Source organism: Armatimonadota bacterium, from assembly GCA_031432545.1.
Lineage (GTDB): Bacteria > Sysuimicrobiota > Sysuimicrobiia > Sysuimicrobiales > Sysuimicrobiaceae > Caldifonticola > Caldifonticola tengchongensis.
This window is the reverse complement of record JAVKGX010000002.1, coordinates 1-12,821: the sequence shown is the minus strand read 5'-3', so window position 1 is coordinate 12,821 and position 12,821 is coordinate 1. Positions and strand designations below refer to the sequence as shown.

Sequence of the window (12,821 nt, the reverse complement as noted above, 5' to 3'; positions counted from 1 at the left end):
GTCGGTTCACTCCATCGGTTCGGGAACGACCTCGAAGTCCACCCACGCCGACGCGCGCGGGGGGGCTGACGTCAGGATACCCCGCGCTCGATAGCGGCCGGGATCCGCCGTACGCCAGACCTCCCGGAAGACCGTCTCGGCGCGAGGACCCAGCGTCTGGTCGACCAGCATCTCGGCGAACGCGCGCCCTTCGGACCAGGTCCACACCCGCTGGCCCGCGCGTTCGACCACGAATTCGTACCGCTGCGTGGTTGGCCAGGTCAGCACCGTCGGAGCGTCGGTGCCGTTCCGCACGCGCAAGGACAGGACGACGGGATCACCGGGAAAGAACCGGTGACCCTCCAGTTCCAACCTCACCTCGACGGCCTCCGCCATGGGCGACCCGAAGTCGATCGGAAGCGGACCCCTTCCGGCCACTTCCTCGCCGCACCTTCTATTCCCTCGATGCGCCGGCCGCTTCCTCCAGCCGCACTTCGAGGACGCGCAGCCGGTCCAGGTTGGTCGCGCGCAGAAACTTCGCGGCGGCCTCCACGAGGGCGCCGACGTCGGCCAAAGACGGCTCGGGCAGTCCCTGGGTGGCGAGGTGCCGATGCGCCGCGCCGAGCAACGCCTCCATGGGGACCAGCCCGATGAACTCACTTCCGGCGACCTCGACCCCGCGCGCGGCGGCCTCGGTCCGGATCGCCTCGAACACGCGGTGCAGCGGCGCGCGCCGGTAGTCGAGCACGTTCATCGAGATCTGTGCCACGCCCCGCTCCGCCAGGTCTACGCCCATCGCCTGCAGACCCTCGAACCCACCCGACGACTGACGGATGCGGCGGGCGATCTCGCGCGCGACGTCCGTGCGCGCGGGGACGATGTTGACGTTCCAGGCGACGAGTAAGCCACGGGCCCCGGTGGCGGTCGCACCGGCCGTGGGGTGCAGCTCGGGTTTTCCCACGTCGGGGTGCCGCTCCGGACGGACGATCTCCGTCCTCAGCGCCTCGTACTGGCCCCGCCGGATGTTGGGAAGCCAACGCCGTTTCGGGCGCAGCGCCGAGTACCCGTAGAAGTACACCGGGATGCGGTGGCGCGCCCACAGCGCACGGGCGAAGCAGCGGCTGAGGGCGACGCAGGTCTCCATGTCGACGCCCCGCAGGGGTACGAACGGGACGACGTCCACGGCCCCGATCCGCGGGTGGCGGCCACGGTGCGTCCGCATGTCCACCGCCCGTACCGCGACGTCCGCCGCCGCCAGCGCAGCGTCCACTACGGGTTCGGGCGGACCCACGAACGTGAACACCGAGCGATTGTGAGACGCATCGGCGCTGACGTCGAGCAGCCGGACGCCGGGCGTGGCGGTGATGGCGTCGGCGATGGTGGCGATCGTCTGCGGCCGACGGCCCTCGCTGATGTTCGGGACGCACTCGACCAGCATCTCCTGCCGCGGCACACCGCCGGTCGCCATCCGCTTGCTGGGTCCCACCGCCCGTCTCCCGTCTGGGCCGGCCATCCTCCGCAGCCGGCCTTCGCTCCTGTATCATACGGGTGGTCGTCCTCGCGTTTCACCGGAGTCCTCGGACCGTGCACAACCGCCACCGCGCCGAGCGGCTGAGCCGCCTGCTTTCGCTGATCCTGCGGCACCGACCGGAGACGGTCGGGCTGGCCTTGGACCGCCACGGTTGGGTCCCGCTCGATGCCCTGCTCGAGGCGGTGCGGACGCAGCGCGGATGGGAGACGGTGACCGCAGCGGACCTGGAGGCCGTCCTGGCCCTGCCCGGACGCCGCCGCTTCGAACTCCGCGAGGGCCGTGTCCGCGCGCGCTACGGGCACAGCGTGGACGTCGAGCCCCCGTCGGAGCCCGTGCGCCCGCCGGAGTGGTTGTACCACGGGACCACACGGGATCGGCTGGCGGCGGTCCTCAAAGAGGGGCTGCGTCCGCAGGGCCGCCGGTTCGTCCACCTCTCGCTCACGCCCGCCCAGGCTCTGGAGGCGGCCCGGCGGCACGGTACCGAGCCGGTTGTACTGACGATCCACGCCCGGCGCGCGCACGACGCCGGCGTGCGGTTCTATGCGGGCAGCCCCGAGGTCTATCTGGCCGAGGCCGTCCCGCCGGAGTTCGTCCGCTCCGACCCCCGAAAGCCGGCGGTCGGAGCGCGCGAGGCGACTACGGCTCCCTGACGGCGTGGTTGGATTCTCGGACCCGCGAGAAGTGCACGACCGTGACCCAGTCGTCCATGCCCACCGGCCGCTCATAGATAGAAGCGAGGAACTCGATCAGCTCCTCGTGCCGCCGCAGTTCGGGGTGGTCTCGCTCGATCTCCCGCGGGGACAGATCGCGGATCTGCTTGAGCTCGACACGATCGATGACGGCAGTGAAGATCTTCTGCCGCTCCCCGAACCGCCGACCGACGGTGACCCACACCAGCGTCCCCGCCTCATACTTGCCACGCTTGTCCCCCAGTCGGATTGTGGCGGTCTTGCGCCCCTGCCGGATCTGCTCGGCGAACACGGTCGAGTAGAAGTTGAGCACGTACACGGCCGAAGCTACGGCTGCGGCATCGTCACGGTGGCCTGCTGGGCGCCTCGGGTCTTCGTGCCGCGCGCGACCTCGCGCCCTTGCAGCGTGTACCGGATGACCACGGTCTGCAGGGACCGCACCACCGCATCGTCCAGCTGCGGAGGCGGCTGGAACAGCCGCTCGGCCGCCACATCCGTGACGTCGGTGAAGAACTGCCGCCACTGGGCGCGGTCGGCGGGCAGCGCGCGGACACCGTCCATCGAGATCTCCATCTCCGCGGTCGTCCCTTCCAGGCGAACCGCCTTCACGGTGTCCTCGCCGACGAACGACTCCGTCAGGTTGCGCACGATGACGTCCGGCGAAGGAGGGCGTCGGGCCTGCTCGTATCGGTACTGCCAGGCCGCCAGCAGCAGCCCCAAGACGACGACCGCCACGACGTACACGATCACCGGGCGCATGGGGAGGATGTCGCGTGCCCTTGCCAATGCCTCACCTCCGAGCAAACCGGTGGTCCCGCAGTGAGATCGACGAGACTCCGGTCGCAAGCACCGGTCAGGCGAAGTATACTATAGCCGGAGCGAAGGTCGACCCCGTTGCACACGACGCGAACCGCAGGAGGCCGAGGGTGGAACGGGCGGCTTTGATCGTTGTCGATCTGCAGAACGACTTCTGCCCCGGGGGTGCGCTGGCCGTCGCCGAGGGGGACCGCATCGTGCCGATCGTGAACGAGCTGGCGTCGCGGTTCCAGCGGGCCGGTCGGCCGGTCGTCGCGACCCAGGACTGGCACCCGGCAGACCACGTCTCCTTCGAGAACCGCGGCGGACCGTGGCCTGCGCACTGCGTCCAGGGCACACCCGGAGCCGACTTCCACCCCGCGTTGCGCCGCGAGCCGATCACGCACATCGTGCGGAAGGCCACGCGTCCCGATGAGGAAGCGTACTCCGGCTTCCAGGGGACGGGGCTCGCGGGTCTGCTGACCGCGCTGGGCACCGAAGAGGTGTACATCTGCGGACTGGCCACTGATTACTGCGTCCACGCCACCGCGGTCGACGCGTCCCGTGCGGGGTTCGCCGTCACGGTCGTGGAGGACGCGGCGCGGCCCGTCTTCCCCGATCAGGTGGCGGACAAGCGGCGGGAGTGGGAACGGTTGGGGATCCGCGTCCTCCGTTCGGCGGACCTGCTCGCGGGCGCAAACCCATAGACAGCCCGCGGTCACGACCCAGTCTCTCACAGCGGACGGTACAGCGCAACGCTAGCCGCGCGGCTGCAGCCACGGCCGCAGCAGGTAGACGGCCGCGACGATCACGCCGACGTCGACGATCGTCTCGAATCCCAGGCCCACAACGAATCCCGCGACGATCACGTCGCGGAGGGGCAGCAGCCCAGTCGCGACGTAGAACAGCACGTTGAGCGCGTGACCCACGAGGATCGTGAGGGAGGCGAGCACCGGGTGTGCGTTGCGGGCCAGGCCAGCGGCCGCGCCCATCGCGGTGTGGGGCAGGATGGCCCAGCCCTCGAACGGTTTGGCCGCGGTCGGCGTGAGGACGAAGTTGACGGCTGTCCCGACCAGGCCGACCATCCCCCCGACGGCCGGACCGAACAGAATGCCCGCGATCACGACGACGGTCATGTTCAGCGCGATCACGGCCCCCGGGATCATCGGGTTGGGCAGGTACTGCGTCACGAACTGCCCGATGACGACGTATAGCGCCGCGAAGATCGCCCCGTAGGTCAACTGGCGGGTGCTCACGAGGTCCCCTCCCGCCGCCCTACCCAGCTTCCGGCTTGGGGCGCAGCGGGGCCGCGGGCGCGGCCACGGACGGGGCGGCGGTCGGCGCGGGAGCGGCTTCTGGCCGTTCCTCCACCGGCTCGTCCAGCGGGCGACCGCTCAGCAGACGCTCGAGTTCCTCCCCATCCAGCGTCTCCTTGTCCAGCAGGGCCCGTGCGACGAGCTCGAGCTTGTCGCGGTTGCTCTCGATGATCCGGCGGGCGCGGCCGTAGCACTCGTCGATGATCCGCCGCACTTCCTTGTCGATCTCGTAGGCCACTTCCTCACTGTAGTTCCGGCTCTCCACCAGGTCGCGCCCCAAAAACACCGGACCGTGCCGCTTGCCCAGCGACATCGGACCGAGCTTCTCGGACATGCCGAAGTCGGTGACCATGCGGCGCGCCATGTCGGTGGCCTGCTCGAAGTCGTTCTCGGCGCCCGTCGTCACCTCGCCGAACACCAGATCCTCTGCCACGCGGCCGCCCATCGCGACCGTGATCTCGTCCAGCAGCTCTGCGCGCGTACGCGTGTAGCGATCCTCCGGCGGCATGCCCATGACGTATCCCAGCGCCATGCCGCGCGAGACGATCGTGACCTTGTGCGGCGGGTCGGCGTGCGGGAGCAGCTTGCGCAGGATCGCGTGCCCGGCCTCGTGGAACGCCACCAGCTCGCGCTCCTTCTGGGACAGCACCCGGCTGCGCCGCTGCGGGCCGGCGATGACGCGCTCCACCGCCTCGTCGAACTCGGCCATCGTGATGCGGCGCTTGTTGCGCCGCGCCGCGAGCAGCGCGGCTTCGTTCACCAGGTTCGCCAGATCCGCGCCCGAGAACCCCGGGGTGCGCTTGGCCAACACGTCCACGTTGACGTCCTCGGCCAGCGGCTTGCCGCGCAGGTGCACCTCCAGGATGGCCTTGCGCCCCTTGGTGTCCGGGTTGTCGACCACCACGCGCCGGTCGAAGCGGCCGGGCCGCAGCAGCGCCGGGTCGAGGATGTCCGGACGGTTCGTCGCCGCGATCACGATGATGCCGGCGTTGGGGTCGAAGCCATCCATCTCGACCAGCAACTGATTGAGCGTCTGCTCGCGCTCGTCGTGGCCGCCACCCAGACCCGCGCCCCGCTGCCGACCGACGGCGTCGATCTCGTCGATGAACAACAGGCACGGCGCGCTCTTCTTCGCCTGCTCGAACAGATCCCGGACCCTCGACGCGCCGACCCCGACGAACATCTCGACGAACTCCGAACCGGAGATGGAGAAGAACGGCACACCGGCCTCTCCGGCCACCGCTTTGGCCAGCAGCGTCTTGCCCGATCCCGGCGGTCCGACCAGGAGCACGCCCCGCGGGATCTTCGCGCCCAGCGCCTGGAATTTCTTCGGGTGCTTGAGGAACTCGATGATCTCCTGCAGTTCCTCCTTGGCCTCGTCGCAGCCGGCGACGTCGTCGAACGTCACCTTCGTCTTGGACTCCTGGTGGAGCCGGGCGCGGCTCTTGCCGAACGACATCGCCTGGTTGCTGCCGGACTGGGCCTGGCGGATCATCAGAAACCACAGGCCGATGATCAAGATGAGCGGGAGGAAGGTGCTCAACAGGTTCGGCCAGGGCGAGTTGCGGGCGGATGCTTCGACCCCGAACGGGATCCCCTTCTCGCGCAACAGCGCCTGCACCTGCGCGGTGGTCTCCTTCGAGTACGTGGTGCGGAACGGCTGACCGTCCTTGCGCTGGCCTGTGATCGTGCTGGCGTCCTCGTTGAACACGACCCTGCCGGCGACCTGGCCGGATTCGACCATGGTGAGAAACTCGCTGAAGTCCACCTGGCGGGGGACGTTCCGCGTGCTCCGGTACATGGGCACCAGCACGAACATCACCACGGTGATGACCAGTGCCCATACCATCAGGCTTCGCACGTAGCGGTTGGCCACGAACCGACCTCCTCGATCGCCCGGTCCCACCGGAAGACGCGGCCGGCGCGATCAGTATAGCATCCGGCCGGCGCGGTCTCCGCTCAGCCGTTGGATGCGATCAACGGCCACGCGCGAACCCGCACCCGCCGCTTTGAGCCCACCCGCGGCCGTGCCCGGGCGGCCGCCCGGTGCCCGATGACCCACAGCACCTCCCCGCTCGGCGCCGCGATGACGCCGACGCGGCCCCGTTCCCAGCGCGGTACCTTCGCGTCCGTGAGCACGTCCGATACCTTGCGCCCGCCGCGCACACCCGGAAGGTTCAGGCGGTCGCCGGGCCGGCGGTTCCGCAGCACCAGCCCGGACGCTGCGACCTCCGGGTCGAGCTCGACCTCCCATGTGCCGCGCGGTTCCCGCGGCGCGTCCGCCGGCTCGACCGAGGTCTCCACCAGCAACCCGAGTTCGGTCGACAGCACGCGCCCGGGCACCGGCAAACACACCTCGACCGCGGGCAGTTCTTCCTCCGACGGTGTGCCGATGACGAGCTCCTCCGACGTGCGCCGCGCCCGCAGGCCGCCCGGCAGGGTCGTCTCGCTGCCGGTCCGACCGCGCAGGGCCTGCCACCGTACGTTTTCCAACTGAACGAAGGAAATCCCGTCTTCGTTTCCCGCGCGCGCGGCAACCTCGCGGAGCACGCGCCGCTGCAGCGCGACGGGCAGCTCCCGAAACCGATGCAGCGAGATTCTCCAGCTCCCGCCCTCCGCTTGCGCGACGGCGGCGAGCGCTCGCAGCGTTCGCTCCACCCACTCGGTTTCCTCCTCTCTTACGATCTCGGCGACGTGAGCCAGCGTCTCGACGACGCGGGGGTTTTCTTCGGCGAGCACCGGCAGCACGCGGTGGCGGATGCGGTTGCGGGCGATCCGCAAGTCGCGGTTCGTTTCGTCCTCGCGCCAGCCGACCCCGGCATCCCGCACCAGCACCTCCAGGTCGGCTCGCCGCGTCCACAGCAGGGGGCGAACGACGTCGACGCCCCCGCCCAGCGTGCGCCGGGGCAGGATCCCCGCCAGCGCACCGGGACCCGCTCCCCGCAGCAACCTGAGCAGGACCGTCTCGGCCTGGTCGTCCATCGTGTGGCCCGTGGCCACCAGTGGCGCGCCGGCTCGTTCCGCCATCCGTCTCAACGCCTCGTAGCGCGCCTGGCGGGCGCGGGCTTCGAGGCCGGCGCCGTCCAGCCCCTCCACACGCTCGACGTGCACCGGCATCCCGAGGTCGCGGCACAGACCCTGCACGAAGGCGGCGTCGGCGTCCGCGGATTTCCGCAGGCCGTGGTGGACGTGTCCTACTTCGAGGCTTAGGCGCCAGGGCGCCCCAAATCCGCGCAGCGCCAGCAGCAGCGCCACAGAATCCCGTCCGCCCGAGCAGGCCACGAGGATGCGGGTTTCGGGACCGAACAGGCCGTGACGTTCGACGTCGCGCTGGATCCGGCGAATGACCGTCCTGGGCGGGAGCATGACCGTGGCCGTCGTGGTGGCGGCGGAGGGATTCGAACCCACGACACCGCGGGTATGAACCGCGTGCTCTGACCAACTGAGCTACGCCGCCGACACAGACAGTATACAGGAGTCGGCGGTGGCGGGCCGACCCGCGCGGCGAACAAAAAGTCCCGGCCCACCGCCGGGACTTGCCTTGCTAGACTTCGCCCTCCAGGTGGGCCGGGATGGGTGTTCTACTCAAGTGGGCACCACCTCCTTTCCCGTTGACCACCTTGGTCTAGCGCGCACGCTACCACAGGCGCCTTGGCGATGTCAAACAGCAGCGGTACGATCAAGGCCGGTGGTCACGGACCGGGGCTCAGGGGTCGGAGATCGGAACCTCGCGGTCAGCCTGTCGCGGCCCAGGGATCCGCAGACGATCTGGCTGGTGGTCGCGCTGCTCGTCGCCGCGGCCGGCCTGCGTTTGTGGCGTGTCGATCAGCCACCTGCGCAGTACTTCGACGAGATCTACTACGCACGCACCGCTCAGGAGTACCTCACCGGCGCGCCGATCTACGAGTGGACACACCCGCCGCTGTCCAAGCTGCTGATCGCCGCGGGCGTGCGAGTGTTCGGCCTCACCCCCCGAGGATGGCGGGTGGCACCGGCTCTGTTCGGTGTCCTGTTGATCGCGGCGCTGTACCTGCTGGGCTGCTGGGTCTTCGACAACCCGCGCAAGGGCGTCCTGCTGGCGTTCGTGGGTACGATCGAGCCGTTCTTTCTCGTGGAGTCGCGCATCGCAAAACCGGAAATCTTCCTCGTCGGCTTCGCCGTCGCGGCCTACGCATTCTGGTGGGCGGCGCTGCGCAGCGGCCGCCTGAGGTGGTTGTATCTCGCCGGCCTGTGCGCCGGGGGGGCAGCAGCCACCAAGTGGACCGGCGCGGCGACCACCGCCGTCCTCGTCTTCGCCACGATCCTCGCCTGGCGACGCGGTGCGATGCGCGTGCGGCCTGGACACGCTGCGGCCGCGCTGCTGCTCCTGCCGCTGGTGGTCTACGCGGCCTCCTACGCCCCGCACCTCGCCCGCGGCGAAACCCTCGGAGACGTGCTGCGCCTGCACCGCAACATGTACGGTTACCACAGCACGCTCCAGGCGACGCACCCGTACACGAGCGCGTGGTGGACGTGGCCGTTGCTGCTGCGGCCGATGTGGTACCACTACGAAGCCACCGGCGGGACGATGACCGGCGTGTTCGCGGTGGGAAACCCGCTGTTGTGGTGGGCAGCCATCCCCGCGATCGCACTCGTGGCCTGGCGCGGCTGGACGCACCGGCGGCTGGAGGATGTGTTCGTGGCAGCCGGGTTCGGTCTGACCTATCTGCCCTACGCGGTGATCGGGCGGCTGCTGTTCGTCTATCACATGCTGCCCGCGCTGCCGTTCGCCTACCTGGCGCTGCTGTCCCTGGCAGACGCCGCGGCGGCGCGGACGGGACTGCGCTGGGTGACCGCGTATCTGGTTGTCGCCGCTTTGGTGTTCGTGTACTATCTACCGGTCCTCACCGCCTACCCGGTGCCCGCGCACTGGCTGCGGTGGTGGATCTGGATACGCTCCTGGGTGTAGCGTCGTGGATTCCGTCCGCCGTTGGTTCCAACACCAGACCGACCTTGCGAGGCGAAACGTGACGGTCGTCTTGCTGATCCTCCTCTCCGTCGTGCTCGGTGCCGTCGGGCAGATCCTCCTCAAGGCCGGAGCGGTACGGCTGGGAGCGATCCCTGACGTCGGGATGCTGCTGTGGCGCATCGCGACCAGCCCTCACATCCTCGGTGGCTTCTTGCTGTACGGTGTGGCCAGCGTGCTGTGGATCGTGGTCCTGTCCCGCGCGCCGCTGAGCCTCGCCTATCCGATGCTGTCGCTGGGATACGTGATCGTCCTGCTGGCGTCGGCGTTTCTGTTCCAGGAGATCATCCCGGCGGTCCGTATCGCGGGAATCGCGGCGATCGTCTTCGGGCTGATCCTGGTGAGCAGCAGCGCGTGAGCGACCGCCGGCGGTCGGCGGAGGTCGGCGGTCGGCTCCCGGCCGGGATCTCCGCCTTCTTCCCCGCCCACAACGAAGAGGGCAACGTCGAGACCACCGTCCGAAACGCGGTGGACGTGCTGAGCGCTCTGGGTGTGCCGTTCGAGGTGATCGTCGTCGACGACGGCAGCATCGACGGCACGGCTGATGTCGTCCTCCGCCTGCAACGGGAAGACCCGCGGGTGCGGCTGGTGCGCCACGACCGCAACCGCGGCTACGGAGCCGCTCTCCGCACCGGGTTTGCCGCCGCCCGCCACGAGTGGGTCTTCTTCAGCGACGCCGACGCGCAGTTCGATCTCCGGGAGATCGGCCGCCTGTTGCCCCAAACGCACAAAGCGGACGTGGTCGTCGGCTACCGCCTCCGCCGCCGCGATCCTTTTCACCGCAAGCTGTTCGGTCGGATGTGGAACCTGCTCGTGCGGGCGCTGTTTGGCCTGCGCGTACGGGACATCGACTGCGCGTTCAAGCTCCTCCGCCGGTCGCTGGTCGCAGACCTCCCCCTGCGCTCCGAGGGCGCCTTCGTCAGCACCGAACTGCTGTGCCGGCTTTCCCACCGGGGCGCCCGCATCATGGAAGTCGGCGTCTCGCACTACCCGCGGCGGTGGGGAAAGCCTAGCGGCGGCAACCCAAGAGTGGTCCTGCGCGCGTTCCTTGAATTGTGGCGACTGCGGGCGGAGTTGCGGCCCCGCGCGTCGTAGAATTCCGACGGCGGTCCAGCCTCACGTCCCGGCCAGCCCGCAGCCGGTCCGGCCGCGTTCGAGATGCGTTCGAAAACTGCCACACATGCAACGAGGCAGCACCCCTGGCGCCTCGACCTGCTCGGGGCTCCGCGCCTGCATGGGCCCCGCGGGGACGTCTGCTACCTCGACGGCAAGACGGCTGCCCTCCTCGCCTACCTGGCATCGCGGGGCCGGTCTCCCGATCCCTCGCCGCCAGCCTGCTGTGGCCCGACAGCAGCGAGTCCGCCGCCCGCAACAACCTCTGCCAGCTCCTGCACCGCCTCCGCGCCACCGGACCGATCATCCGAGGGGAGGATCCCCTGGCGCTGGCTCCCAACGTGGACGTAGACGTCACCCGTGTGCTCGGAGGGTCGGCCCAAGGCCGGGGACATCCCGTCGCGAGCGCCGTCGGCGAACTCTTGGCAGGCATGGACTACGCGGACTGCGACGAGCTGGACGAGTGGATGCTCGCGGAGCGCGAGCGCGTCCGCCAGGCCCAGCGCGCCGCCCTGGAGTGCGAGGCCGACCGGTTCGAGGCCGACGGCGACTTCAACGCCGCACTGGCGACCGCGCAGGTGCTGCTGGAGATGGAGCCGGTGTCCGAAGCCGCCCACCGCAGGATCATGCGGCTTCACTACCTGAACAACGACCGGCCCGCGGCGCTCCAAGCCTACCACCGCTGCCAGGCGATCCTCAGACAAACGCTGTGTGTCGATCCCCTGCCCGAGACCGTGGCTCTGGCGCGTCAGATCGAGCGAGGCACCGTCCTGCCCGGGACGGCCGGGCGCAGGAGTCCGATCCCCCCCGGCGCTGCTCCGACCGCCGGTGCTGGCCGGCCGCGAGCGGGAGTGGGCGCAGATGGAAGCCGCGTGGAACGCCGGTGAGGTCATTTTCCTGGCCGGCGAGCCGGGGGTGGGCAAGACGCGGCTGGCGTTGGAGTTCGGGGTCGAGTTCGGAGACTACCTGGTGTCCAAGACCACCTCAACCGATCCGTTGCCCGGTGGCCTGCGGTGGATCCACACGTTCCGACCGGCGGAGATGCCGGCGGAATGGGCACAGCAGGTGGAGAGCGGCGGGGATCGGGGTCCTCATCGAGGTCCGTCCGCTCGATGAGGCCGGCGTAAGGGATCTGCTGTCCGGTATGGGCATCGAGGACCCTGACCGTCTGGCCGAGGACGTCATGAGGTTGACCGGCGGCAACCCGCTGTTCGTCGTCGAAACGATGAAAACCTTGTTCGAAGCAGGTGCGCTGGGAGGTGAGGTACCCCGACGCATCCCCCTGCCGCAGCGCGTCGGAGCAGTGATCCGGCAGTGCCTGGACAGGCTGTCCGAGGACGCGCGCCAGCTGGCGCGCGTCATGGCGGTCGCCGGCCCGGAGTTCACCGAAGCGCTGGCAGCGACAGCGCTGCGCTTCAACGAGACCCGCCTGGCCGACGCCGTGGCCGAACTCGAGGCAGCGCAGATCACACGGCGGGGTCGGTTCACGCACGACCTCCTGATGGAAGCCGTGCTGGCTTCCGCGCCCGCTGCCGCGAGCGCCGCCCTGAATCGGGCAGTGGCGTCCCATCTCGAAGGGCCTCCGGCCGACCCGGCGCGGATCGCGCACCACTGGGAGGCAGGGGGGCATCCGCAGCGCGCTCTGGCCTGGCTGGTGCGGGCCGCCGAAGCGGCGGTCGCCCGCGGGGCCCGCCAGCAGGCGGCGGAGTGGCTGGAGCGCGTGGTCGCACAGGCACCGGATGCCAGCGAGCCAGGCCGAGGCGATGTGGCGCCTGGGACAGATCCTCGGCTCGAAGGACGCTCAGCGCGCGGGCCGTCCTCCGGCGGGCGCTTGAGATACGACTACCCTCCAGGTTCGCCTCTGGACGAGCCCGGCTCCCGTCCTTCCAGCCGCTGGAGCCTCGCCAAGCGCTTCTGAGATGGTCTTCCTGGTCGGCTTCAACAGCGACCTCGATCGCACCACAGGGGCGGCCATGGGGAGTGTATGCGGATTCGGCCAAGGACTGGACCACTTCATCGACGGCGGGTATTTTGCACCGAGGAACGCGGACGGCACGTACAACGTGCATAGAATATCAGACTTTGCGGTGACGGGTACCGCAACCGTCGCCTTGACCGGCTCGACCGTCACGTTGACAGTCAACCTGGCCACCGGCCTGGAGGGAGACGACGGCCGTACCGAAGCGCATGCCATCGTGGGACTCGGCCCCTCCGACTTTCGCGATTGTGCGCCTGACGCCGGCCAAATGCTGCCAACCCGGCTACGGAACCAGCGGACCATCTTGGATGGCCCTTCGCAGTAGCTAGGCGTACACCCCTGGCGAGGGGGCGGGTTACCCCGCCCCCTCGTGGCAGGTAGGTGAGTGATCCAGTCTTGAACTGATATGACTTCA

Annotated in this window: 16 protein-coding genes and 1 tRNA gene; 9 read left to right on the top strand and 8 right to left on the bottom strand. The window is 69.5% G+C overall.

Annotation, left to right across the window (positions count from 1 at the left end):
- Positions 1-6: 6 nt before the first annotated feature.
- Together QN163_03710 and ftcD are read right to left on the bottom strand one after the other, a co-directional pair.
- On the bottom strand, positions 7-417 hold the full coding sequence (locus QN163_03710) for a BsuPI-related putative proteinase inhibitor (protein ID MDR5683117.1): 411 nt from the start codon (positions 415-417) through the stop codon (positions 7-9).
- A gap of 16 nt (positions 418-433) precedes the next feature.
- Positions 434-1,465 (bottom strand): glutamate formimidoyltransferase, encoded by a 1,032-nt coding sequence (gene ftcD, locus QN163_03705; protein ID MDR5683116.1) that lies wholly within the window; start codon positions 1,463-1,465, stop codon positions 434-436.
- Positions 1,466-1,563: 98 nt separating this feature from the next.
- Between ftcD and QN163_03700 the strand changes: the two genes are divergently transcribed.
- Positions 1,564-2,160, top strand: coding sequence for an RNA 2'-phosphotransferase (locus tag QN163_03700; GenBank protein MDR5683115.1), 597 nt, complete (start codon positions 1,564-1,566; stop codon positions 2,158-2,160).
- Here QN163_03700 and QN163_03695 read toward each other — a convergent pair.
- The gene (locus QN163_03695; protein MDR5683114.1) at positions 2,147-2,518 is read right to left on the bottom strand and encodes an ASCH domain-containing protein; all 372 of its coding nucleotides are present in this window, start codon (positions 2,516-2,518) and stop codon (positions 2,147-2,149) included. The two genes, QN163_03700 and QN163_03695, sit on opposite strands and share 14 nt — an antisense overlap.
- 8 nt (positions 2,519-2,526) lie before the next feature.
- Positions 2,527-2,985, bottom strand: coding sequence for a hypothetical protein (locus QN163_03690; GenBank protein MDR5683113.1), 459 nt, complete (start codon positions 2,983-2,985; stop codon positions 2,527-2,529).
- A gap of 140 nt (positions 2,986-3,125) precedes the next feature.
- On the opposite strand from QN163_03690, the gene QN163_03685 reads away from it, so the two are divergent.
- Positions 3,126-3,701, top strand: coding sequence for an isochorismatase family protein (locus tag QN163_03685; GenBank protein MDR5683112.1), 576 nt, complete (start codon positions 3,126-3,128; stop codon positions 3,699-3,701).
- A gap of 51 nt (positions 3,702-3,752) precedes the next feature.
- Here QN163_03685 and QN163_03680 read toward each other — a convergent pair whose 3' ends face one another.
- From QN163_03680 to QN163_03665, 4 genes are all read right to left on the bottom strand, one after another.
- Entirely contained in the window at positions 3,753-4,250 is a 498-nt protein-coding gene (locus QN163_03680) for an ECF transporter S component (protein MDR5683111.1), read from the bottom strand.
- A 19-nt stretch (positions 4,251-4,269) separates the two neighbouring features.
- Positions 4,270-6,159 carry an ATP-dependent zinc metalloprotease FtsH gene (gene ftsH, locus QN163_03675; GenBank protein ID MDR5683110.1) on the bottom strand — a complete coding sequence of 630 codons (1,890 nt, stop codon included), beginning with the start codon at positions 6,157-6,159 and terminating at the stop codon, positions 4,270-4,272.
- A gap of 110 nt (positions 6,160-6,269) precedes the next feature.
- Complete coding sequence (gene tilS, locus QN163_03670) at positions 6,270-7,718, bottom strand: tRNA lysidine(34) synthetase TilS (GenBank protein MDR5683109.1); 1,449 nt, start codon at positions 7,716-7,718, stop codon at positions 6,270-6,272.
- Positions 7,691-7,767 (bottom strand) — tRNA-Met (locus tag QN163_03665). The genes tilS and QN163_03665 overlap by 28 nt, the downstream gene beginning before the upstream one ends.
- A gap of 231 nt (positions 7,768-7,998) precedes the next feature.
- On the opposite strand from QN163_03665, the gene QN163_03660 reads away from it, so the two are divergent.
- The 7 genes from QN163_03660 to QN163_03630 all read left to right on the top strand — a co-directional run bounded on the left by QN163_03660 (position 7,999) and on the right by QN163_03630 (position 12,731).
- Positions 7,999-9,258 carry a phospholipid carrier-dependent glycosyltransferase gene (locus tag QN163_03660; protein MDR5683108.1) on the top strand — a complete coding sequence of 420 codons (1,260 nt, stop codon included), beginning with the start codon at positions 7,999-8,001 and terminating at the stop codon, positions 9,256-9,258.
- Between the two features lie 58 nt (positions 9,259-9,316).
- Positions 9,317-9,673 carry a hypothetical protein gene (locus QN163_03655; GenBank protein MDR5683107.1) on the top strand — a complete coding sequence of 119 codons (357 nt, stop codon included), beginning with the start codon at positions 9,317-9,319 and terminating at the stop codon, positions 9,671-9,673.
- The gene (locus tag QN163_03650) at positions 9,670-10,410 is read left to right on the top strand and encodes a glycosyltransferase family 2 protein (GenBank protein ID MDR5683106.1); all 741 of its coding nucleotides are present in this window, start codon (positions 9,670-9,672) and stop codon (positions 10,408-10,410) included. The genes QN163_03655 and QN163_03650 overlap by 4 nt, the downstream gene beginning before the upstream one ends.
- A 359-nt stretch (positions 10,411-10,769) precedes the next feature.
- Positions 10,770-11,315, top strand: coding sequence for a BTAD domain-containing putative transcriptional regulator (locus tag QN163_03645; GenBank protein MDR5683105.1), 546 nt, complete (start codon positions 10,770-10,772; stop codon positions 11,313-11,315).
- On the top strand, positions 11,290-11,544 hold the full coding sequence (locus QN163_03640; protein MDR5683104.1) for a hypothetical protein: 255 nt from the start codon (positions 11,290-11,292) through the stop codon (positions 11,542-11,544). The genes QN163_03645 and QN163_03640 overlap by 26 nt, the downstream gene beginning before the upstream one ends.
- A gap of 28 nt (positions 11,545-11,572) precedes the next feature.
- A complete protein-coding gene (locus QN163_03635; protein MDR5683103.1) occupies positions 11,573-12,346 on the top strand; it encodes a hypothetical protein in 774 nt (257 codons plus the stop codon).
- 1 nt (position 12,347) lies between these two features.
- The gene (locus tag QN163_03630; protein ID MDR5683102.1) at positions 12,348-12,731 is read left to right on the top strand and encodes a hypothetical protein; all 384 of its coding nucleotides are present in this window, start codon (positions 12,348-12,350) and stop codon (positions 12,729-12,731) included.
- The last annotated feature ends 90 nt before the right edge of the window (positions 12,732-12,821 follow it).

Excerpts from the sequence above, each read along its gene's own strand:
- ftsH (MDR5683110.1), bottom strand. The coding sequence starts at position 6,159 with ATGGTATGGGCACTGGTCATCACCGTGGTGATGTTCGTGCTGGTGCCC.
- QN163_03630 (MDR5683102.1), top strand. The coding sequence starts at position 12,348 with ATGGTCTTCCTGGTCGGCTTCAACAGCGACCTCGATCGCACCACAGGG.
- QN163_03635 (MDR5683103.1), top strand. The coding sequence starts at position 11,573 with ATGGGCATCGAGGACCCTGACCGTCTGGCCGAGGACGTCATGAGGTTG.
- QN163_03640 (MDR5683104.1), top strand. The coding sequence starts at position 11,290 with ATGGAAGCCGCGTGGAACGCCGGTGAGGTCATTTTCCTGGCCGGCGAG.